Consider the following 22,661-nt stretch of genomic DNA (forward strand, 5'->3'; position numbering starts at 1 on the left):
TAACACGCAATTCTTATTCCAGAGATCGCCAGTTTCTAGCCGTCGATGGTGATAATCTGCCCTTCTTTGAGAGCAGCGACAAGGTCTTCACCTGCTATTTCGCTGGCACAGATTTCACCGGGGCGATCAGTTGAATTCGCGCCTGTGAAGGAAATAACGACGTGCCCGATTTCGCGCACCTTCTGCCAGGCGCTTTCGCCAACGGCAGTAATCTCTGCTTTGAGAGAACCAATGGTTATCTTTGCTCCAATAGCGGGAGCTGATGCTTCAGGACCTTCTTCCACGACGTGAAGAACAGATACTTCTGCCAGTTCAGGTGGCGAGCCGTCAGCAAACAGGATGAGAACGCCGCCTTCGGCGAGATCCGCTACTTCCGGGCCGATCGCGGTGATCCGCGTTTTCAGATGTATCGACATAGAGGCGGTCCTTTCTTGGTATAGTCGTTCGATGCCCACGAAAGTCAATCAGGAACATCGATATTGTACATGTTTGGGAAAATGCCTGCCGCCGCTTCTGCCGCAGCAGGCTCAGAGTTTTACAGCACTGCGAGGCTGACGAGCCATGCGATCAGAACCGAAAGTGGGCCCATGATCTGACGGCTGATCAGAACTGCCGGAACACCAATTTCAATGGTCTTCGGCTTCGCTTCTCCAAGTGCCAGACCGACCGGCACGAAGTCGCAACCGACCTGTGTGTTGTAGGCAAACAGTGCAGGCAGGGCCATCGCCGGGGCGATTGTGCCGTTTGCGATCTGTGGCCCGATGATTGCCACGCCAACAACCTGCGCAATAACCGCACCTGGTCCGAGGATTGGCGAAAGGAACGGTAGGCCGCAAATTGCAGAAAGCACCAGCAAACCAACAATGTTATTGGCAAGCGGTCCGAGTGGCTGAGCAAGGATGTCGCCGATACCCGTGTAGAGGATCAGGCCGATCAGCATTGTTACGAATGCCATGAATGGCAAAACGTTACGGATAACCTGATCAATTGTGCGTCGACCAGCCTGGAAGAAGATACCAACCACACGGCCCATGACGCGACCAATGCTGCTGATGAGGCCGACAATACCGCCTTCGCTTGGCAGTTCTACCGGAACAGGCGTTTCCTCTTCTGCGGCGGCTGCAGCAGGAGCTGCGGCAGCCGAACCATCAGCTGGAACAATATTTTCCGGCTTCACACCCGAAACATAAATATCCTCGGTGATGAATTGTGCGAGAGGCCCGGATTGTCCAACCGGCGTAATGTTCACCGTTGGAATGCGCTTGCGTGGATAGACGCCGCAACGGGCTGTACCTCCGCAATCGACAACCACGACGGCCATTTCGCTTTCGATTGGTGGTGAGCGGAAACCGTCAACGGCTTCCGCGCCGGTCAGCTCAGCAATCTGGCGTGCAAGTGGATGGATGCCACCGCCAGTGACAGAAACCACCTTATTACGCTGCTCGGTTGGCTGAATGACTAGTGGTCCGCCCCAGCCATTTGAGCCGCGGGAAATCTTAACTGCCTTATAGGTCTTTACCATGTCGTCCTCCCCAATTCCCGCTTAAAGCTCAATGCCCTGACGCCGCGCCATGATGGCGGTGATGCGTTCTGTGAGCATGCCTTTAAGGAGGATCACGACGAGACCAACGATTGCGTACCAGATGGCGACGTTGATGTGATAACCTGTTGGAACAGCACCTTTCTTCTCAAGTTCGAGAAGTGCAACGAGCACGCCGCCCCAGACAAAATACTCGCCCGGATTGATATGCGGGAAGAGACCCAGCGGAGGATGGACGTAGGACACAGCCGCGTCATAGAAAGCAGGCTTGTATTTTTCGTCCAGGAACGAGCCAAATGTATAAGCCATTGGATTGGTCAGGAAGAAGACCGCGAGCACTGGCAGAACCGTATAGCGGGTAAGCGCGATACGTCCGGCGCTTCGTGCGAGGCCATGGACGCGCTTTTCACCGACCAGTTCAGTTACGGCGTAAAACGCTGTCATCAGCACGACGAGTGTCGGGATGATACCAGTTACAAATCCGGCGAAAACTTCGCCACCTTTCTGGAAGACGCCAATGAAGTGCTTGCCGATAGAGGCAAGCCAGCCAAGCTGTTCTTCCTGCTGGACGTTCTGAAGTCGTTCTTTGAACTGATCGACGGTAATTCCGCCGCTGCCAGCATCGCCCGGCGCGGTGGTGGTCGCTTGTGCAAGCTGTAGTAAGTCATTTCCTGCGTGCTCTGCGGCGTGTTTGCCGTGCAGGGCGGCATCGGAAATCATGCTGCCAGCCATATGTATTGTTTGCATCGTTGTGTCGGCATGTTGTGCCAACATCGTCACTATCGACATTGTTCCTCCTCGATTGCTTGTTTCAGGCAAGCAACTCCTATGCTCCCACTGCCTTCAGACCTTCGAGCTCGATTCCATCGGATTGATCTCTTATGCGACCGATCTGCTCCATCGCCTGTTTGGCAGCAGCCACCACTTCAGGCGTTCCTTCTCCAATTGCGGGATTGTCCTGCAATTCGCTGAGGCGCATTCCCTCGAAGCCTTCGCGGCGGCTGAATTGTGCAAAAACCGTCCGTCCGCTCATTTGCAGGAAGCGTCGCACCTCCAAGTTGCGGTCTACGACGATCAACACGATGACGCCTTTGCCGAAGCGTCCCCGAATATGCCCCGCACCAACAAAACCGTCAGAATATTTCGAAGTGATGCCCTTCATCACATCGGAATAGTGGCGCATCTGGAACCATACGCCCAGCGACTGAAAGCCCCACAGCAAAGCAAGCGCCAGCAAAGCCCATTGCCAGATAGCCATTTTTGATCTCCTCCCACGAAGGACGAACAGGATATTTTCCGAGTTCGTCTTTCATCAATTAGAGAACATTTGTCTTCTTGAATGTCAATATGTATAATTTGTCCGATAATCGAAGACGAATGAAGACTGACATTTCTATCGGTTTCGAATAATGTCATTTGCAAACGGGAGGTCGCTCGCAACATGGACTTGGTACTCAGAGAACAAATGGCATCAATGCCTGATTTGCGCCATCGACTGCGCCAGCTGCGCTGGTTCAGGGCGACATTTCGCAAACATGCTGCTCTGTTGCATGAGCTCTATGGCGTTGAATACGACATTGATGAAAAGAAGCTCACCGAGGCGTTCCTGAACTGGGTAGAGCTGGTCAATCAAAACAAGCGTTTTGCCAAGGTGGACCGCAACGATTTCATTACTTTTGCTGCAGGTCTTGTGTTGCGCGAGTTGATCCGTTTGTCGCCAGCGAAGGTCGTTTCATCGCCGAAACATGCCACGGGCGATTCTGCCCGCCTTTACGAGATCGTTAGCTTCTGGCCAGAAGGTTTTCTCTACACCAACTACTGTATCTGCGCCATTGCCGCTGTGCAGGAGCAGGAGTTTGGCACGGTGCCGGATATCGACCAATGTGCCGATGAGCTTCGGACATGGTGGTCTTACAAAGAAAATGTCTCGGAAATGCCAGGCTATGCGATCGCGTTTCTCGATAAGTTTCTTGGCAGCGAACCGAACTGGGTTATGCCGGATCTGGCTTCGGCGCGTGCCGCTGTGAAACGCGCCCTTGGCGAAAGTAATCCCGTCACGAAGATACAGAGAAAATAACTACCACCCTTCTTAATGGTGTCTTTAACCGTCTTTGCTGCGCGGCTAGATTTCCCGCGCCAACGGATCGGCTTATTGCGTCGTTTTGACGGATAAAAACGGCATCCAATTGTCTAGAAGTGGCCGGAAATTTGAAGCCTTTGATTGAGATGTTTCTCCGAAAGTGTAATTACGCACCTCAAAATTCTTACATTTTTCGATAGACAATCGACAAATGTAAGAATTTTGATTAACGTTGAAGTTGAGCTTAGGAGGAAGGCTCTGCTGGACCAGAATGAATGGGCCAGAAAAGCCGAGAATCCGGGCTTTTGAAAGACCAAAAACAAAATGTGTTGACAAGCGACAACATAGGCTGACAAATGTCAGTGCGAGGTGGCATAAATCATTCAGGCCGAAAGTCTAATGGATTGCTGGCTCATTTAAGGGGTGGGAGCCCCTGAATACCGGGAGGAGACGACGTGTCATCGTATGGCGTGGATAGGCAGACTCTATTTCTGCTTTTGATCAATTGCGCAGTTCTGGCTGCTGGCGCGGCTTTTGCCGGCGCCAATTTCATGGATAGCTATAATTTGCAGTCCATGGCCGCTCAGGTGCCTGAGCTTGGTCTGCTTGCGCTGGGTGTTATGCTCGCCATGATCTCGGGAAACGGTGGCATTGATCTTTCGGGCATCGCGCTTGCCAATCTCGCGGGAATTGTTGCCTTCCTGTTGACCCGAAACCTTATTCCGGTCGCCGATGCACCGCTTCTGTTTTCTTGGACTTTTGCCGGTTTGGCACTGGCAGTCGGCCTCGTTGGCGGCTTCATCAACGGCATCATGATCGCCTATGCACGGCTTACGCCACTGATTGCGACCCTTGGCACGCAGCTGGTTTTTACGGGCGTAGCAGTTTTCCTGACCAATGGTTCTGCGATCAGCCTTGGCTATATCGAGCCGCTAGATAATTTCGGCAACATGCCGGTGCTAAGCATTCCAATGTGCTTTGCTCTGTTTCTCGCAATTGCCGCTCTGCTGGCTTTTCTTCTGAAATACACGCCATTCGGTGTGAAGCTGATGCTGATGGGCAGCAATTCAAAAGCCGCGCGTTATGGCGGCATCAACGAAAAGCGTATGCTGCTTATTACCTACACGATCTGCGGTGTATTGGCCTCAATCGCGGGTATCATCATTGCAGCGCGCAATTCGTCCGTGAAGTGGGACTACGGCGGCTCTTATGTGCTGATCGCTATTCTTATCGCGGTGCTCGGCGGCGTTAAACCGGAAGGCGGCTACGGTAAGGTTCTTTGCGTGCTGCTGGCCGCAACAGCACTGCAGATTCTCTCGAGCCTGTTCAACTTCATGAACATTTCCAATTTCTTCCGCGATCTTGCCTGGGGTGTGCTGCTTCTGGTGCTGCTGGCTTCGGCACGCGTGCATCTGGGCTACTGGTTGCGACTAAGAAGATAACCAATTCCCTGATGTCCAGCGGGAGGAACTTTGCTGCTCATCAGGAATGAAACTCAACAATAAGCATCATTAAAATTGGAGGAGAAGCATGCGTATAATTTCCAAACTGGCTGCTTGCACAATGCTCGCAGGTGTTGCGATGGCCGGTATTGCCGTTGCACAGGACAAGCCAACCATCGTCACTGTCGTGAAGGTAACCGGTGAAAACTGGTTCACACGCATGAATGAAGGCGTCGATGCCTTTGGCAAAGACAATGCCGATGTCAGCGCAAGCCAGGTCGGTCCGGCAAAGGCAGATGCTGCACAGCAGGCTCGTATTCTTGAAGATCTCGTTGCAAAAAACGTGTCTGCAATTGCCGTTGTACCGATGGACCCATCGGCACTTGAAGGCGTGCTGCGTCGTGCTGCCCAGCGTGGCATCAAGGTCATCGCACACGAAGGTGACAGCCTGACCAATGTCGATGTCGACATCGAAGCTTTCGACAACAAGGCATTCGGAACGCGTATCAATGAAGCGCTCGCAAATTGCATGGGCAAGTCTGGCAAATGGACTTCATTCGTAGGTTCGCTCGGAAGCCTCACGCATAATCAGTGGGTTGATGCGGGCGCTGCCAACGCAAAGCAGTATCCAGACATGGAATTGGTTGCCGAGAAGAATGAATCCTTCAACGATGCCAACAAAGCCTATGAAAAGGCTAAGGAAATCTTGCGTAAATACCCCGATATCAAGGGTTTCCAGGGCTCATCAGCTATCGATGTGATTGGTATCGGCCGCGCTGTTGAAGAAGCTGGTTTGCAGGACAAGACCTGCGTTTATGGTCTTGGTCTGCCAAAGGATACCGGCCCATATCTCGAAAGCGGTGCCGTCGATCAGATCTTCTTCTGGGATCCGAAAGACGCGGGCTATGTCATGAACAAGGTCGCCGATCTGGTTCTCAAGGGTGAGGAAATCAAGGACGGTATGGACCTTGGCGTTCCTGGCTATGAGAAGATGACAGTAATTAAGGGACCGGGCAAGGGCGTCATCATGCAGGGTCAGGCATGGGTAGACGTGGACAAGTCCAACTACAAGAACTTCCCGTTCTAAGAAGCACTCCGCCTGTCCGATAATATTCCGGGGCTGTAGCACCACAGCAGCCCCGGAACTGCGGTATCGCACCCAATCAGTTCGCGCCTTGAGGAAATGCACGGCGCAGAAGTGTCTGAGAGTTTCAGGAAATTTCCATGCACGCTACAGATTCAACACCTGCATCAACACCGCCATTTCTTGAGATCAGAAGCGTCAAGAAATCCTTTGGCGGCGTCAAGGCACTCAAGGAAGTAAGCCTTGTTATCGAAGCGGGCCAAATTTATCACCTGATGGGTGAAAATGGCTGTGGCAAAAGCACATTGATCAAAATCCTTTCCGGCGCGCAGCCTGCCGATGAGGGGCAGATTTTTATCGACGGCGAACCAACAGGCGCCCGCGCAGGCGACATTGGTGCCATCGGTTCTTTACGCGCAGGTATTGAGACGGTTTATCAAGACCTGTCGCTATTGCCGAACCTTTCGGTTGCCGAGAATGTCGCCTTCACCGAGCAGCTCGTCGAAGCGTCCGGGAAACTTGCGCGCAGGCTCGATGTTTCGGCACTGAATGAAACAGCGCGCCGTGCCCTGGCGGAAGTGCATCTTCCAACCGATAACGCCTTCTTGAAACGCAGAACAGATACATTGCCGCTTGCTACGCGACAGCTTATTGCAATCGCACGCGCGGTTGCTTCCGAGGCACGTCTGGTTATCATGGATGAACCGACGACCTCACTGACGCGACAGGAGGTTGTCAATCTTCTGCGCGTTGTCGAAAAGCTGCTTAGCAAAGGCGTTGCTGTCCTTTTCGTCACGCATAAGCTTGATGAGTGCAAGTCACTCGGTGGTCGTGCAATCATCATGCGTGATGGCCTGAAAGTCGCTGAACTTGATGTAGCAACACATACGAAGGCTGAGTTCAGCCATTGGATGACGGGTCGCGAAATCAGTGAAACCCGATATCGCACCGACCCCAAACTGGGCAATGTGATGCTGGACGTCGAACATCTAGGTGACGGACAGAATTTTGAATCCGTTTCGCTTTCGTTGAAGAAGGGCGAAATCCTTGGCGTAACTGGTCTGCTTGACTCAGGTCGCAATGAACTGGCGCTGGCGCTTGCTGGTGTTGTGCCGGCAAGCTCTGGCAAAATCCGGTTGAACGGCGAAGAAATCGCGCCACAATCGGCAGCTGACGCGATCCGCTTTGGCATTGGCTATGTTCCGGAAGATCGGCTTACGGAAGGTCTGTTTCTGGAAAAGCCTATTCAGGACAATATAACGCTTCCGGTTCTTGATCGTTTGCGCAATGCGCTGGGCATGATCAGTGGCAGACGTGCCAGAAAGGTTGCGGAAGATAGCGTCGCCGATCTTCAGATTGTTGCACCTGATGTCACGATCCCGGTTCAATCTCTATCCGGTGGCAATCAGCAACGTGTTCTGATTGGGCGCTGGTTGACCATCAATCCGCAGCTTCTGATCCTGCATGGTCCGACGGTTGGCGTCGATGTCGGTTCCAAGGATACAATCTTCCGCATCATCCAGCGTCTTGCTGACGATGGAATGGGCGTCATCATTATCAGCGACGATCTGCCTGAACTCTTGCAGAACTGCGACCGCATTCTCGTCATGCGGCAGGGACGTATCGTTGCCGCACACAATGCCGATGGACTGACCGAAGACGCGATCTATGCATCCATGGCCAGCACTGCAAAGGAGATCGCGCAATGACCGACATAGTATCGGTAGAAAAGGCCAGCGCGAAAGAGCGCGGCATACTGCTCCGGCTTTGGGACTTGATGGGCGCCAGACCGGAACTGTTTACGCTTCTGCTGACAGTCATTACTTGTTTTGTGGTTATCGCGGCCAACCCTGATTTCCTGCAGATGAGCAATCTGGTTGATATCCTGCGTGCATCCGTCGTGCGCGGTTTGTTTGCGATGGGGGTGCTCGTCGTTCTCGCATCAGGTGGTATCGACGTCTCGTTTACAGCTATTGCCGCTTTTGTCATGTATGCGCTGACAATGTTGGTGACGAACCTGTTTCCAGAAATGCCGATGGCTCTCATTCTGGTGCTGGCTGCTCTCGGCGGTGCCTGCTTTGGTGCGCTCAATGGTTTTCTCGTGCAAAAGCTGCAAGCGCCTTCGCTGATCGTCACGATCGGCACGCAGTATGTGATCCGAAGCTTCCTTCTGACCTTCGTCGGCACTGCACTTTTCATGAATATTCCGGCCGCCATGGACGCGTTCGGTAAGGCGTCGCTGTTCACGCATCGCGCGTCGAACGGCGTCGTATCCGTTCTGCCGGCCACTGTGCTGGTTTTGGTGGTCGCAGCTTTCGTGACGTGGTTTATCCTTGAACGCACATTGATGGGACGCGCTATTTTCGCGGTTGGTGGTAATCCATCCATCGCCGAGCGACTTGGGATCAACCTTTTCCGTGTCCGTATTTTTGTCTTTGCCTATGCAGGTTTGCTGGCGGGTATTGCGGGTGTGGTTCACGTCTCCAGCAATCGTCTTGCCAATCCTTTCGACCTTGCGGGGATGGAGCTTGAAATTATTGCAGCGGTGGTCCTTGGCGGAGCGCGTATCACCGGCGGTTCAGGATCGGTTATAGGGACATTGCTGGGCGTTTTGTTGATAACGCTTGTCAGTAACGTCCTGATCTTTGTGGGCATTCCAAGCACGCTGCAGCTGGCAATCGTTGGGGCTTTCATCCTGCTTGCTGGCACGATCTTCGCGTTGCGTGACAGGACTTGAAGCAAGCCTGATGAGCAAAACCATCAACTATTGAAATTGAATATTGTTGGGCAGTCTGTGTTGTTTACACAGACTGCTCCCAACTGAAATCTGGGAGGATCTCATGTCTCACGATGTGTCCGTTATCGGGCTTTATATTCTCGACGTACTAGGGCGTCCGGTTGATGCAATTCCACCGGGCGGCAATGTCGAGTTTATTGATGAAATCCGGCTGACAGTTGCGGGAACCGCTGGCGGAACAGTTGTCGATCTGGCGAAGCTTGGTCTAAACTGCCTTGCGGTTGGGGCCGTGGGGGACGATGAGAAGGCTGATTTCGTACTGGCGACTTTGCAGCGCTTTGGCGTAGACGTTGCGCAGATGCAGCGTCTGAAAGGCGTTCCTACATCTTCGACTATTCTCAATATCCGTCGCAACGGTGATCGCCCGGCACTTCATGCACGCGGCGCGTCAGATCATTTTGAAATTGCTGACAGCGCGCTCGATGCAGTTCTGGCACCACCAATCATTCATTTGGGCGGAACCGGTCTGTTGGCAAAACTTGATGGTGAACCAAGCCGTAAATTGCTGGCCGAAGCCAAGGCGCGTGGGCGTATTACAACCTTTGATCTTTTGGGAGCCAATGATGGTACTCTCGATCTGATCTCTCCGCTTTTCCCACATATTGATTATTTCATGCCATCTATTGAGGAAGCAAAGCAGATTTCGGGCGCGGCTGATGTCGAAGGCGCGGGACATTTCTTTATCGAACGCGGCGTGAAGCATTGTGTTTTCACGCTTGGTGGTGATGGTGTATGCTTCTTGGATGCAACTGGCGCGGTTCTGCGTCAGCCAGCATTCCAGATTGAAGTGGTTGATACGACAGGCTGCGGAGATGCATTCGATGCAGGTTTCATCACGGCATTGCATCGCAAAATGGATGTGAAAACCGCACTGAATTTTGCGCAGGCATCCGCAGCATTGGTTGCCACAGGACTTGGTTCAGATGCCGGTATCCGTTCGTTTGAGGATACACTGAATTTCATGAATACTGCGCCAATCAAGCAGTAATTAAAACTGCGGCGGGTTATTAAAACGACCCGCCGCTTTTTGCTTTATTGCGCGAGCAGCAGTTCTGCTGCTTCAAAATCGGTAACGAGGTGGGTTGCGTAGCCGCCGGTTAAAACTGCGCGGATCGCTTCGACCTTGCGCGAACCACCCGCCACACAAAGCCTGCGCGGAACCCGATGCAATTCATCCAGCTCGATGCCGATGACGCGCTTGTCGAGTTCACGAATGACCTGCTTGCCGTCATTGTCGAGGAAGCGACAGATCAATACCGCGACCGCACCATCTTTGGCGTAGGCGTCGATTTCTTCGTCGCTGGTGACATCGGCAATGCGCATCGTGCTTTCTGATGATAGTCCGCCAACGCCAAAGACAATCATGTCTGACTGAGCAATCAGTTCAAATTGCCGTTTAAGCGCAGGTTCGCCCATCAACGCGTCGCGCAAGCCAGCACTGCTCAAAATCGCTGGAGCCAGCATGTTTACGCTGGTTGCGCCGACATTGCGGGCCATGATCGAGGTGCAAAGCTCTGCGGCAAATTCACGTTTGCCCATCGATGAGCCCGTGACCTGAACGACGGTCAATCCTTCGATGGGGCGAGGCAGCGAGATCGCATCTGCGATTGCCAGAACGGTTCGTCCCCAGGACACGCAGATCGTATCGCCCGGTTTGACCATACGTTCAATGAGGCGTGCGCCGCCGGTTCCCAGCGCCTGAAGTCGTGCTTCTGGGGAGGCTGCCTTTTCGCTGGGAATGACTAGGACCTCGTCCAAACCATACCGGGTTGCGAGTTTTTGGGCGATCTCTGTTCGGGTGAGTATCTCCGAATTCATCAGAATCCGCACCACGCCCCGCTGCCGTGCTTCCTGCAGATAATTGACGATGGTCGCGCGTGAAACGCCCATCTTCTTCGCGATATCGTTCTGGGTGAGCTGGTCTTCATAATAAAGCCAGGCTGCCCATACGATCGCGTCATCAAATTCAGCCGGGATGGCATGCGTAGACGGTGTCAGATCGTCCGATGTCATACTGATTTCCTGATGTTAGCCGTTGATCTGGTTCGCACAGAAACGAGTTTTAATCAACAAGCCAATGAAGGAAGTTGACTAATGTCAGTATATAGTGTCAATTGTTTTCAGGTGAGGAGATGTCTTCATAAATTGTTGTTTTGCCATGGAAAATACACTTTCCGTGAGCGCTTTTCTATGTCTGCGACTTGAGGGTCACAGATTGCCAACTGAGGAGTAGGCAGATGAAGTCGAATTGGTCGGATGCGGATTTCAACGCAATTGTTGGTGCATATGAGAAAGCAGGCATCAATCGTGATGTGGCCATCCGCACATATACCACACGCTTGCTGGGTTCGGAACCAAAGCTTGTTCTCCATGGCGGCGGTAACACCTCAGTCAAGACAGTGTTGAATGACCATGACGGCACCCCGGTTGAAGTGCTTTGTGTGAAGGGAAGCGGTTGGGATATGGGCAAGATCGAGCCCGCAGGATTGCCCGCGCTCAATCTTGAGCGCCTGAAAGCTATGGTCAATTACGATACGCTTAGCGATGACGATATGGTGATGCTGCAGCGCCGCCTGCTGCTCGATCCGTCATCACCAAATCCGTCCGTCGAAGCGATCCTCCATGCAATTCTTCCGTTCAAGCATGTCGATCACACCCATGCCAATGCAATTGTCGCGCTGACCAATCAACCAAACGGGGAAGCGATCATTCGCGAACTCTTTCCCGAGATGATTATCGTGCCTTATGTCATGCCAGGGTTTGATCTTTCCAAAGCCTGTCAGAAAGCCTTTTCTGAGCGCCCGGATGCTCCGGGCATGATCCTGCTTAAACATGGCATTTTCACATGGTCGGAAGATCCCCGCATCGCCTATGAAAATATGATCGAAGCAATTGATCGGGCCGAGAAACGGATTGCTGAAGGCAATCCGCAACCGTTCGGTCATGCAAGCAAAAGCGAGCATAGGCATGAGCTCGCTTCTGTCTCCGATATTGCGCCGATATTGCGCGGAGCAATTGCGCTTTCGGGCAAGGAAGAAGGTCGTCCGCGCCGTTTCATCGTGGAGCATCGTTCGAATGACGATATCCTTGATTTCTGCGGAGCGCCCAATGTTGCGGATCTTGTTCGTCGCGGCAACGCAACGCCGGAGCACGTCATCCACATCAAGCGTTATGGTGTATCGCTTCCTGCCCCTTACGCACACGATATTGAGAGCTGGGCACAGATCGTTAAAGACAGCGTTGCATCTTATGTCGCTGGATATAAAGAGTATTTTGAGCGCAACAATGCGCGCGTTGGTGGTGGTAAAACCATGCTCGACCCTATGCCGCGGGTTTTCTATATCGACGGTATTGGTTTGTTTGCTGCGGGGCCAACGCAAAAAGCGGCGCGCATCGGTGCGGATGTGGCTGAAGCTACTATCGAAGTCATTCGCGGTGCTGAGGGAATTGATCAATTCGAGGCCCTGAGCGAAGAAGACCTTTTCGACATTGAATATTGGTCGCTAGAGCAGGTCAAACTCGCCAAACAGACCGAGAAGCCGCTGACCCGTCAGGTAGCAGTCGTAACTGGTGGGGCAGGCGGTCTTGGTCTTGCCATTGCAGAACGTCTGCGGGAGCAAGGTGCCGAAATCGCGCTGATTGATATTGATGCAGAACGTGTGGCAGCCGAAGCCAAGCGACTAGGCGGCAAAGCTATCGCTTGCGATCTGACAGACCCCCAGTCCGCGGAGAAGGCCATTGCTGACATCGTTGCAGCTTTTGGTGGCGTTGATATTCTCGTTTCCAACGCCGGGGCGGCTTTTCAGGGAGCGCTGACGTCAGTTGATGATGCTTTGTTCAAATCGGCATTCGATCTCAACTTCTGGAGCCATCATTACATCGCTCGCGCTGTCGTCAATGTTATGAAGCGACAGGAAACCGGCGGTTCCATCGTGTTCAACGTGAGTAAGCAGGCGGTCAATCCGGGTCCCGACTTCGGCCCGTATGGCACTTCAAAAGCGGCACTGATGGCCCTGATGCGCCAGTATTCGTTGGAACATGCCGCGGATGGAATTACAGTGAATGCCGTCAATCCAGATCGTATCCGCACAGGCCTGATGACTGACGAAATGGTGGAAGAGCGTGCGCAGGCTCGTGGTGTGACGCCGAAAGTCTATATGCGCGGCAATCTGCTTAAACGAGAAGTTTCGGCGAATGATGTTGCGGATGCATTTTTGCATCTCATTTCAGCGCGTACTTCAACCGGTGCCGTGGTCACAGTCGATGGTGGTAATGTCGCCGCTATGATGCGCTGATACTTAGTCTTATGCCCGAGGACAGCTATTATAATTGCTGTCCTCGGTCCCGTTTTGCTTATCGATTATAGGCAGAGGCAGTCTTTATTCCTCAATATCGACCTTCTCGAAACGATGTGATCCGAGTGGCTCCATCACATAGTTTTTGACTTTATTCGACATTGGCAACACGACAGTTGAATGCGCCAATGGTACCCAAGGCGCCTGATCGCTGATGATGGCTTGCGCTTCCTGATAAAGTTTTGTGCGCTCATCCTTATTCGAGCTCACGCGCGCTTTTTGCAGAATGTCTTCAAGCGGTTGGTAGCACCAATTCGCATTGTTGCTTCCTCCAACACCTGAGCAGTTGAAGAAATAGCTCAACAGATTGTCCGGATCGCCGTTATCGCTGGTTCCACCCAAAACGATTGCGCCATCGCGCTGCTTGTCGCGCGCCTTTTTGAGATACTCGCCCCATTCATAAGAAACGATCTCCACATTAATGCCGACTTTGCCGAGATCTGCTTGCATCAATTCTGCTGCACGACGTGCGTTCGGCATATAAGGCCGACTGACGGGCATAGCCCATATCTTCATTTTCAGGTCTTTGACACCAGCTTCATCAAGAAGCTTCTTTGCTGCAGCTGGATCGTAGCTGTACCCTTTGATGTCAGCATTATAGCCCCACATGGTTGATGGCAGCACACTTTGTGCAACCTGACCCATGCCCTGATAAACCGCATCAACAATGGCTTTGCGATCAATTGCCATGTTTAATGCACGGCGTACTTCCACCTTATCAAATGGTGCATCCAGTGTGTTCATCGCCAGATAAGCGACGTTCAGTCCGGGCTGTTCCATCACAGTGAGATTTGGATTTTTCTTCAAGTCTGCAACGTCGGCCGGAGCGGGATAGGCAGCAATGTGACATTCGCCTGCCTGCAACTTTTGCATACGGGTGGAGGCGTCTGTCGCAATCACGAAAATCAGATCATCTACCTTGGGAGCGCCGTCCCAATAGTCAGTATTTGCAGCAAAGCGAATTGCTGCGTTGGTTTGATAATCAACAAAACGGAAAGGCCCGGTACCGACGGGCTTATGGTCTAGATCCTCGCGCTGTCCGGCTTTGTCCAGTTGTTCTGCATATTCAGCAGACATGATTGAACCAAAATTCAACGCAAGCTTTGCAAGCAGTGAAGCATCGGGCTGGTTGAGCACAAATTTGACGGTGTGATCATCAATTTTGACGACTTCTTTGATAATCGTCGGCATGTCCATCGCATTGAACATTTCCCAACCAGCGCCCACGAAATAGTTGTTCCAGGGATGCTGTTTATCGAGCTGACGATTATAAGTGAAAAGCACATCGTCCGCATTGAACTCACGGCTTGGAGTGAAACTGTCCGTCGTGTGGAATTTCACGCCCTGACGTAGTTTCAGTGTATATTCAAGATTGTCGTCGGATATAACCCAGCTTTCGGCCAGCCCCGGAACGACATTCGTTGTGCCGCTTTCGAATTCGGTCAGGCGATCATAAATCGTCTCGGCAGAAGCATCCCATGTACTGTTGGTAGTATAGAGCGCGGCGTCAAAGCCTTCGGGCGAACCTTCCGAACAATAGACAAGCGTCTTGGCCATAGCCGGGGCCAGTGCCACCCCGGAAAGTGCTGCCGCTGCTGCCAATGAGAGTAAAGTCTGACGCGCTCTTTTTGATTTTATTATCATGTTTGTTCCCTCTTAATTATTTGGCTGTTGCCACCGATTATTCGGTTCTGCCTTCAGTTGTTCCAAGGCCGCGTCCTGCCGTCCAAACGGGGTCGGGTTTGGTCCAAAGCACTTCATTGCGGATCAGTTTCACAATTTCTCGTGCATGAAGATCGAGGAATTTTTCGCCCTTTTCGGCAGTGGCGCTGCGTGGATCACCCCACGTTCCGGTGATGGGTGCGCGCTCTGCAAATGAGTAGAAACGCGAAACATCTGCTGGCACATCAATGGGATGTTGCTGATTGCCAAAGGCCTGACCAAACATTTCGGACTTTACAGCATCACCGGCAATTGCGAGCATAACAGAAGCTTCGCCCTCGCAAGCATGGTGTGGTCCGCTATCGACCTCGAAGATTTTGGCTGCGTCTTCGTTTGCCAGCATCCAAGGTGTGGTGACGACAATCGGCATTCCAAATTCGACCGCAAGTTCACGGGCAGCGACAGCAAGTGGATCGATATTGCCGCCATGACCATTAACGATAAAAAGACGCGAGAAACCGATTGCCTTCAACGATCTCACAATGCAGCGGATGACCCGGCTGAGAGTTTCGTAATCAAGAGTGATCGTTCCGCCAAAAGGCAGGTGGTGTTCGCTCATGCCAAGCCATTGGCCGGGAAGAACAGCGATTGGAATTTCGTCGGCGACCTGACGTGCTGCCCGGATGGACGCTGCCGAAGCACTAGCCGTATCTGTAATGACTGGCAGATGCGGCCCATGCTGTTCTAGCGAGCCAATCGGTAAGATGGCCAGCGCACCGGGTTTGCCCGCTATTTCACGAAGGGCAGGGGCGGTCATGCGCGCCCATTCAACTTCCTTTGTCATACTCAACTCTCTCCCAATTATTTTAGATTGCATGATGTCGACCAGCCGAAAGCTTTCGTTTTAGGTTTGTCGGCCTCTGGCGTCGGTTTTTAAGATGTGCGGTCGTCCATCAAGCTTGAGCAATGTGACCCGATCAAACTGTGCAACAACCGCGCAGGAATGATTTGGGAAAATGCGAACGCGGCTACCGATCGCCGGTGGCGTATCGGAAAAACGAACGAAACCATGCTCTTCCGAAAGGCGCTCTACTTCCCAAGCTTGGGTGGCGTCGCTCACATTGACCGCAATCCCGAAACCACTGCCACCAGAGCCATGTGCGCCAAGATCGGATGACAGAGTTTTTGAACCTGCATCAACGATGAAATGATGGTCGTTATGGGCGACGACCGTTGCAATTACCGAGAGCGACAAGTCATCCGAAGATGCGATGCCCAAACGAAGTGCAGTGCGATCCAGAAAGGCGTAGTTTCCGGGCCGTATTTCAGTAATCCCTTCTGGGATAGCTGCGCCCAGACAGGTTGGTGTTGCGCCCACCGATATGTGGGGCACTTCGATACCTGACTTTTTCAATTTTTCTGCAAGTTCGAGCAGGTCTTGCGCTTCTTTGTTAGCAATGCTTGTCAGCTGCTCGACGGACTTGCTGCCATAAGAGTGCCCAGCGTGTGACAGTAGTCCTGTGAATGTAAGTTGAGGGTGGCGTGCAATCTTCTCTGCCAATTGGATTGTTGCGGGATCTTGTGGCTTAACGCCGACGCGACCTAGTCCAACATCGATTTTTAGAAAGACACCAAGTTTTACACCATACGTTTGAGCCGCTGCCCCGATCGCTTCAATACCCATCTCATGAGCCGCAATGAACTGGAGTTCGGTCTGATGGACTTTTGCACTCTTAACAAGTCGCTCAATGGATTCAGACCTGACGATTGGATATGCAATTGTCACCGACGGCACGCCAGCTTCCACAAAAACAAGCGCTTCTTCCGGTTTGGAGGCTGTGACGCCAATTGCTCCGAGTTCAAGCTGTCGTCCCGCGATTGCAAGATTTTTGTGGGTCTTGATATGAGGGCGTAAAGTGACGCCAGCTTGGTTGGCCCGCTGTTGCATCGCCTTGAGATTACGCATCAAACGCTCTTCGTCGATCTCTACATAAGGCGTAGGAAGGTCGGCCGGTATTGCGCGATTGAAATCTTCGATTGCCGCATGGTCAGACAATGTTGTCTCCAACAGTGGTGCTGGCCGCATGCATAGTTTCAGCCAGCTAATTCAGCTGTACCCGAAGGTAGTCGGTGCAAGTTCGCACAGCTCTGAAAGGCAATCAATTTATTTTCTTATAAGAAACATAATTTTCGCAAACTATTCTGCGAAATGATGCATTGATACAAGATTTTCTGCTCAGTTGGCTTTGAACTTAATCGTCTGCTGGTTGACGAGAGTGGAAACCAGTTCAGTTTCCGGTGTAGAGCAGACACATAGGATTTGTGCAGGTTCTTCACTCACACTCAAATAGGCATGACCCGTCATTGCATCAAAATACGCAGAGTCACCTTTCTTGAGGCGCAAAGGTGCATAGATCTCCGAGTGTAGTTCCAGTTCACCTTCGACGACGTAGAAAAACTCTTCACCTTTGTGATGGATAAGCGGGCCGAACTCTTCGAGAGTGCGGGCATGTGCGACCGCCAGAATAGGCACCATCGCCTTCTTGTATATTTCGGTGCAGAGATACAGGTAATCGTAGTTCTGCGTGATGATTGATTTTCCCTCGCCCGATTTCGTGTATGTGCGACGGCCCATAACATTTGATGTCGCATCGGGGCTGGCGACTGTGCCAAAAAGCTCGGCAATGTCGATGTTCATTCCCTGCGCAAGTTCAATAAGCCGATCATAGGTGAGCTGCATTTGATTATTCTCGACCTTGGAGAGAGTCGATACGGCCAGCCCTGTCATCGCGCTTACTTCGGCGAGCGTCCATTGGTTGCGATTGCGAATGTCTCGCAGAATGTCGCCGAGGCTGGATTTCGCATCATTCATTCTTGACGTCTCCAATTCGCCTTCGACCAGATCGTGGAGGTGTGCGATAAGCGAGACTAACCCAGCTTACGCGGTGATAGAACTATTCAATGAACACGAGCGCGTAATCAATATGTCATTGAAACGCAATCCATTCTACGAGCGATCGTCTTGCGGGTTTTAGTGACTGGCTACTGAGCCAGTGGATCGGCGACGCGTGGCCAATATGGCTTTGTAAGCTTGGTAAATGGCAAGTCTTCGAAACGAGGCTGCAATGCGCCCGGCGCTCCAACATAAAGAATATCGCTCGCTATAGGTTCAAAACCAGCCCGGAAATGGTTGCTGGATTTGACCACCACTATCTTCTTTTTGGATGGGTCGAGCCCCAATGCGGACATACATTCTGGATGGAAAGTTTGCGTGCGCACTGTGTTCAGAACGATGTCGATGCTGCCTGCACTAACCCATACGGCATCACCAATGCTAAGCGGTGTTGGCCCAAAATGCTGAGTAACTCCAGACGCAACTCGCCTGACTTTGACTGTGAGGTCGAGTGGATCGCCAGATACTTTTCCTATTTTGCCACCGATCCTCAAATCCAAAATTGCGCCTTCGCCAGCCTCGCGGCACATGCGTACTGCAACAGGGTCCCAATAGAGGCAAGAAGCAACATTTTCGATGCCGCGCTCAAGAATGCGGCGCAAAATAAAAGTTGAATCGCCGGGTGCGCCGCCGCCAGCATTATCGGAAACATCGGCGAGCACCACTGGGCCATGCTTTATAGCAGTGGCACGATCCAACGCATCGTCGATTGTCAGATACTCGCCGCGCATTGGTTCGCGCACGTTATATATTTCCTGACCAAAATTTTCTGCAATGCGTGCAGCTTTGTCTGGATCATTATCGGTGACAACGAGCATTTTAGCCCCAACATCTGCAACATCACCCCATGGAAAGCCGTGCCCGAAGGAAACTGCAAGCACGCCATCCTGGCCTTCCATGTCTTTCATGCGATCGACGATGCCACGCAATGGAGCTTTATGTGGGTGAAAAATGCTGACGAGGCGGCAATCATATGTGGCCATGGTTGGTCGGATTTGGCCTTCAAGTGTGTTTGCCAATAGGGAAAAAAGCTGGGCTGCAACTGTTTCGATATCGGTGTGTGGGTATTCCTTATAAGTCATGATTATAGATGCATTTGTGGTCATGACATCTGTGATGTGACAGTGAAGGTCTAGCTCGACAGCGATGGGGATATTAGCGCCGACAAGTGCGCGAATATGTGAAATCAGATCGCCTTCCACGTCGTCATAACCGTCTGCAACACATGCGCCATGAAGAGCCAGCATAACGGCATCAATGGGCATGGCCGCCTTCAGATCATCGAGAATTGTTTTACGGAAATGTTCATAGACTGAACGTGTAGTTCTCCCGCCCGGTTCTGCGACAGCGCACAGGCTTTCAACAACGCGCCAGCTTCTTTTTTGTGCGGCATCGCGCCAGACAAAAAGCTGCGACGAGCAACAGTTCAATGGTTTCTGGGTCGCATCGCCGTAAGCAATGAGATTCTCTGAGAATGCCTCAAGGCCGGTTTGCATCGGTGAAAATGTGTTGGTCTCTGTGTCAAGTCCGGCGATGAAAAGCTTCATTCTGATCTCTCAAACACAAGAATGGGATTTTTGAATAATAAAAATATGTTTATTGTCGGAAAGTCAAATTGATTGATGTGGTCGGGTAGTCGTAGGCTCGCGACCATCAAAAGTTTTCTGCCAGATTTTTCCAGATTTTAATGATGGAATTGAACCATGACTGACGCAATCGTTCTTGGAGCCGGTATGGTCGGTGTTTCTACCGCTCTTGCTTTGCAGGAGAGGGGGCACAATGTGGTCCTTGTCGATCGCACGGCGCCGGGACGAGAGACGAGTTATGGCAATGCCGGTATCATTCAAACCGAGGCGGTTGAGCCTCATGCTTTTCCGCGTTCTTTACGCGAAATTCTCTCCGTTGCGTTAAAACGTGGCAACGACGTTGATTGGCAAGTGCGTGATATGCCGCGCTTGGCTGAACCGCTTTGGCGTTATTTTGCGCATTCGGCACCGCAATCTTATGCCCAAACGGTGGCGACCTATTCGAAACTTGTCCTGCGGGCGAGTGAAGACCATGCAAAGTTTATCGTGCCTGCAGGTGCAGATGAGCTGATTGTTCGGAAGGGCTGGCGAATTGCCTATCGCACGACCGCTAAATTCGAAGAAGCGGCGGTAAGGGCGGAGCGTCTGAAGCAGCTATATGGCGTGCCAAACACAGTGCTGGGGACAAGCGATATTGCCGCGGCCGAGCCAACGCTGCGTCGTCCGCTAGCAGGTGCAGTTCACTGGACGTCTCCCTGGACATGCCGTGATCCGGGAGAGTTGGTTAGCCGTTATGCATCGCTCTTCATCTCACGCGGCGGAACGTTTGCAATCGGCGATGCAACGAGCATAAAGCAGGATGCCACAGGCTGGCGAGTTTTGTCGAATGAGGGGCCGTTTTCCGCGCAGAGCGTCGTTATCGCTCTCGGTCCGTGGTCGCCATCACTTCTGGAGGCTTTTGGCTATCGCATTCCGATGGTCTTCAAGCGCGGTTATCACCGACATTTCGCCGTTGAGCAGGAGCCGCAAATAGCAACGCTGGACGTTGAAAACGGTGCATTCATCGCACCGATGAACAAGGGGCTACGTATTTTAACCGGTGCCCATATGACCCCGCTGGGTACCGCTGCTTCAACGCGGCAGGTACTTCGTGCTGAAGCTGCGGCGCGCGAGCTGTTCATGCTGCAAAAGCCAGTCGAAGAAAACCCATGGTCAGGCACGCGGCCTTGTATGCCCGATATGTTGCCGGTCGTAGGGCCTAGCAGACATAAAGGTCTATGGTTTAACTTTGGTCATGGTCATCAGGGCTTTACACTTGGACCAACAACTGCAACTCTTCTGGCTGAGCAGTTCGATGCGCAAGGCGTGGATCCGCTTATGAAGCCGATATTACCTTCAGCCAGGCATTGGTTCTAACGTGTGCCAATCCTGCCACTAGGATCGATGCACACTATGGTGCGAGTGCTCACACCCGCATCTGGAGCAACGCTTATTTGGCCATGGATGGTAAATATATAGGCCAAATATACTCTCGCTTCTAAAGAGTGAAAACGAGCATTGGGGACACACAAAAACGAACATGAACATCAGCGCACCAACGACTAATGCGACTGATCCTATCGCGGCGCTGCTTACTTCTATGGCAATGCCAATACCCACTGTCCAATCAGGAGAGGTTAAAACCAAAACGGACGCTATAATAAGAAATAGCCAAGCTTTTTTGTATAGAGACATCCTCACCGTATTTCTTTTATCATCATTCGACAAAAACCTTTATCCTTCGTGTGGCCATCACGAGGGTGAGTTTCTACTGAAGTGATCAGCTTGGCGGCTTCACTTTCACCCATCAGCTTAACGGCGTTGCGCTTGGCAGTTTTATACACTTCTTTATCGTTCAAAACTTTCTCACATTGATAGGCCACTGTGAGTTCAAAAGCTGCTTTCTTAATATATGCCTCATTCTGAGAAGCGCTGACTTGGCTGAGTGGCGTTAAAGCCGCAATGGCACTGATTGCAATTATCGGATGAAATTGGTGCATACCTGCGTTCCTTTTGTGCCAAGGAAATCTTTTCGACTGACTGCTTAAATGAATGTATTTACTGGTAAAAATCCGGTCATGCATAGTTGCTTGGGATGACAAATCAGGTGCTTTCGTGCTCACTTGATGAAATGGGTGGTCAATCTTTAGGCGATACATCAATGGTTCCGGCATTGATGATGCTTTTGACAATCTTTTGTGCTGATAGGACACTTTCAAGGTAAGTTATTGATAGAAAGCCATTTTTGATAGGTTCAGCTATGCGGACCTCAGAAAGAGTTTGGTCGCCGACCTTAATGGAAACTGTTCGGCCAATGTTTCTTTGGGTCATGTCACTAAAACGCCGAATATCTGGCTGCATAATCTTCATCGCTATTATGAGCTCACCATTCGAATTATCGAAAGTGACATTAGCGTTTTGGACCGCAAACGGTTCAGCGCTGACGCCTTGGCATGAAAGTAGAACTATTACTCCGGCAAGAAATTTTATCACAACACTACTCGTTCAATCGCTGCTCTAATCTGGACAATACCGAATATGGATCCGATTGCCAGTCGTGTAGTCGTTGCAGGTATTCGGCAACTGTGAAAGGCGTGAAGAAACTCGCGAGCAATCGAAAGAGGGTAACAAGCATCTTGACCAGATGCTGGCCAGTTTAGCGTGGGACAAAATATAGCCCCGCTTGTTTTAAACGCAGCGGGGCTGTTTTCTTACTTCGGCATATTTGCTGCGGCCTGTTTCAATGCATTAGCCATCATTTCGCAAAGTTTGGCTTCTTCAATGCCTTGTGCCTTTGCTGATGTCGCCAGATCTTGTTCCATGCCCATAACCGAAACCTTACCCTGCTTTCCAGCCGCTTCCGCTGCGTCGCCTTTCGAAGCATCCGCAGGTGTAGGAACAAGTGTCATCAGCTTAGTCTGAATTTCAGAAGCACTACCATCAATGAAACCTTTTTCCTGACAGTATGCGAGCACGCCAAGTTGATTACGTGCTGCATTATAAGCCATTTCCATTTGTTCCGGTGTCGGCTGCTGAGCAAATGCAGAAGTCAATGTGGTTCCAACAATTGCCGCTGTGAGGATTAAACGGTTCATATTCGTCTCCCTAGTTTAAAGTACTTCCGATTATTTCTTATTGTCATTAAGCAAGGAGGTGCAAGAGCGCGTTTATATTTGTAGAACA

Annotated in this window: 21 protein-coding genes; 8 read left to right on the top strand and 13 right to left on the bottom strand. The window is 51.6% G+C overall.

Annotated features, from left to right (window positions below; all coding sequences use genetic code 11):
* Positions 1-35 precede the first annotated feature (35 nt).
* From CEV34_RS26240 to CEV34_RS26255, 4 genes are all read right to left on the bottom strand, one after another.
* A complete protein-coding gene (locus tag CEV34_RS26240) occupies positions 36-416 on the bottom strand; it encodes a PTS glucitol/sorbitol transporter subunit IIA (protein WP_007878564.1) in 381 nt (126 codons plus the stop codon).
* 119 nt (positions 417-535) lie between these two features.
* Positions 536-1,522, bottom strand: a complete 987-nt coding sequence (gene srlE / locus CEV34_RS26245) for a PTS glucitol/sorbitol transporter subunit IIB (protein WP_007878565.1) — start codon at positions 1,520-1,522, stop codon at positions 536-538.
* A gap of 21 nt (positions 1,523-1,543) precedes the next feature.
* Positions 1,544-2,329: a PTS glucitol/sorbitol transporter subunit IIC gene (gene srlA, locus CEV34_RS26250; protein ID WP_007878566.1), complete on the bottom strand. Its 786-nt coding sequence runs from the start codon at positions 2,327-2,329 to the stop codon at positions 1,544-1,546.
* 37 nt (positions 2,330-2,366) lie between these two features.
* The gene (locus tag CEV34_RS26255) at positions 2,367-2,798 is read right to left on the bottom strand and encodes a transcriptional regulator GutM (protein WP_007878570.1); all 432 of its coding nucleotides are present in this window, start codon (positions 2,796-2,798) and stop codon (positions 2,367-2,369) included.
* Between the two features lie 183 nt (positions 2,799-2,981).
* Between CEV34_RS26255 and CEV34_RS26260 the strand changes: the two genes are divergently transcribed.
* The 6 genes from CEV34_RS26260 (at position 2,982) to CEV34_RS26285 (ending at position 9,931) form a co-directional block, all read left to right on the top strand.
* The gene (locus tag CEV34_RS26260; RefSeq protein ID WP_039860629.1) at positions 2,982-3,617 is read left to right on the top strand and encodes a hypothetical protein; all 636 of its coding nucleotides are present in this window, start codon (positions 2,982-2,984) and stop codon (positions 3,615-3,617) included.
* Between the two features lie 458 nt (positions 3,618-4,075).
* Complete coding sequence (locus CEV34_RS26265; protein WP_007878575.1) at positions 4,076-5,062, top strand: ABC transporter permease; 987 nt, start codon at positions 4,076-4,078, stop codon at positions 5,060-5,062.
* A gap of 88 nt (positions 5,063-5,150) precedes the next feature.
* A complete protein-coding gene (locus CEV34_RS26270; protein ID WP_007878576.1) occupies positions 5,151-6,149 on the top strand; it encodes an autoinducer 2 ABC transporter substrate-binding protein in 999 nt (332 codons plus the stop codon).
* A 137-nt stretch (positions 6,150-6,286) separates the two neighbouring features.
* Entirely contained in the window at positions 6,287-7,855 is a 1,569-nt protein-coding gene (locus CEV34_RS26275; RefSeq protein ID WP_007878577.1) for a sugar ABC transporter ATP-binding protein, read from the top strand.
* Entirely contained in the window at positions 7,852-8,883 is a 1,032-nt protein-coding gene (locus CEV34_RS26280) for an ABC transporter permease (RefSeq protein ID WP_007878579.1), read from the top strand. Before CEV34_RS26275 ends, CEV34_RS26280 begins: the two co-directional genes overlap by 4 nt.
* A gap of 103 nt (positions 8,884-8,986) precedes the next feature.
* Complete coding sequence (locus CEV34_RS26285) at positions 8,987-9,931, top strand: carbohydrate kinase family protein (RefSeq protein ID WP_007878581.1); 945 nt, start codon at positions 8,987-8,989, stop codon at positions 9,929-9,931.
* A 44-nt stretch (positions 9,932-9,975) separates the two neighbouring features.
* On the opposite strand, the gene CEV34_RS26290 is transcribed toward CEV34_RS26285, so the two are convergent.
* On the bottom strand, positions 9,976-10,956 hold the full coding sequence (locus CEV34_RS26290; RefSeq protein WP_007878586.1) for a sugar-binding transcriptional regulator: 981 nt from the start codon (positions 10,954-10,956) through the stop codon (positions 9,976-9,978).
* Positions 10,957-11,180: 224 nt separating this feature from the next.
* On the opposite strand from CEV34_RS26290, the gene CEV34_RS26295 reads away from it, so the two are divergent.
* Positions 11,181-13,238: a bifunctional aldolase/short-chain dehydrogenase gene (locus CEV34_RS26295; RefSeq protein ID WP_007878587.1), complete on the top strand. Its 2,058-nt coding sequence runs from the start codon at positions 11,181-11,183 to the stop codon at positions 13,236-13,238.
* Positions 13,239-13,322: 84 nt separating this feature from the next.
* Here CEV34_RS26295 and CEV34_RS26300 read toward each other — a convergent pair whose 3' ends face one another.
* The 5 genes from CEV34_RS26300 to CEV34_RS26320 all read right to left on the bottom strand — a co-directional run bounded on the left by CEV34_RS26300 (position 13,323) and on the right by CEV34_RS26320 (position 19,460).
* Positions 13,323-14,942, bottom strand: coding sequence for an ABC transporter substrate-binding protein (locus tag CEV34_RS26300; RefSeq protein WP_094544764.1), 1,620 nt, complete (start codon positions 14,940-14,942; stop codon positions 13,323-13,325).
* Between the two features lie 37 nt (positions 14,943-14,979).
* Entirely contained in the window at positions 14,980-15,804 is an 825-nt protein-coding gene (locus tag CEV34_RS26305) for a creatininase family protein (protein WP_007878592.1), read from the bottom strand.
* A gap of 60 nt (positions 15,805-15,864) precedes the next feature.
* A complete protein-coding gene (locus tag CEV34_RS26310; RefSeq protein ID WP_039860638.1) occupies positions 15,865-17,016 on the bottom strand; it encodes an alanine racemase in 1,152 nt (383 codons plus the stop codon).
* Positions 17,017-17,196: 180 nt separating this feature from the next.
* Positions 17,197-17,832, bottom strand: a complete 636-nt coding sequence (locus CEV34_RS26315; protein ID WP_064321585.1) for a helix-turn-helix domain-containing protein — start codon at positions 17,830-17,832, stop codon at positions 17,197-17,199.
* Between the two features lie 170 nt (positions 17,833-18,002).
* Positions 18,003-19,460 carry a M81 family metallopeptidase gene (locus tag CEV34_RS26320; RefSeq protein WP_007878602.1) on the bottom strand — a complete coding sequence of 486 codons (1,458 nt, stop codon included), beginning with the start codon at positions 19,458-19,460 and terminating at the stop codon, positions 18,003-18,005.
* 156 nt (positions 19,461-19,616) lie between these two features.
* Between CEV34_RS26320 and CEV34_RS26325 the strand changes: the two genes are divergently transcribed.
* Complete coding sequence (locus CEV34_RS26325; protein ID WP_094544765.1) at positions 19,617-20,855, top strand: NAD(P)/FAD-dependent oxidoreductase; 1,239 nt, start codon at positions 19,617-19,619, stop codon at positions 20,853-20,855.
* 320 nt (positions 20,856-21,175) lie between these two features.
* Here CEV34_RS26325 and CEV34_RS26330 read toward each other — a convergent pair whose 3' ends face one another.
* The 3 genes from CEV34_RS26330 to CEV34_RS26340 form a co-directional block, all read right to left on the bottom strand.
* Positions 21,176-21,637 (bottom strand): hypothetical protein, encoded by a 462-nt coding sequence (locus CEV34_RS26330; RefSeq protein WP_143853519.1) that lies wholly within the window; start codon positions 21,635-21,637, stop codon positions 21,176-21,178.
* Entirely contained in the window at positions 21,618-21,971 is a 354-nt protein-coding gene (locus CEV34_RS26335) for a SecDF P1 head subdomain-containing protein (RefSeq protein ID WP_007878607.1), read from the bottom strand. The genes CEV34_RS26330 and CEV34_RS26335 overlap by 20 nt, the downstream gene beginning before the upstream one ends.
* Positions 21,972-22,189: 218 nt before the next feature.
* Positions 22,190-22,573: a pore-forming ESAT-6 family protein gene (locus CEV34_RS26340; protein ID WP_007878608.1), complete on the bottom strand. Its 384-nt coding sequence runs from the start codon at positions 22,571-22,573 to the stop codon at positions 22,190-22,192.
* Between the last annotated feature and the right edge of the window lie 88 nt (positions 22,574-22,661).

The organism is Brucella pseudogrignonensis, assembly GCF_002252525.1.
In the GTDB taxonomy this organism is placed as follows: domain Bacteria; phylum Pseudomonadota; class Alphaproteobacteria; order Rhizobiales; family Rhizobiaceae; genus Brucella; species Brucella pseudogrignonensis.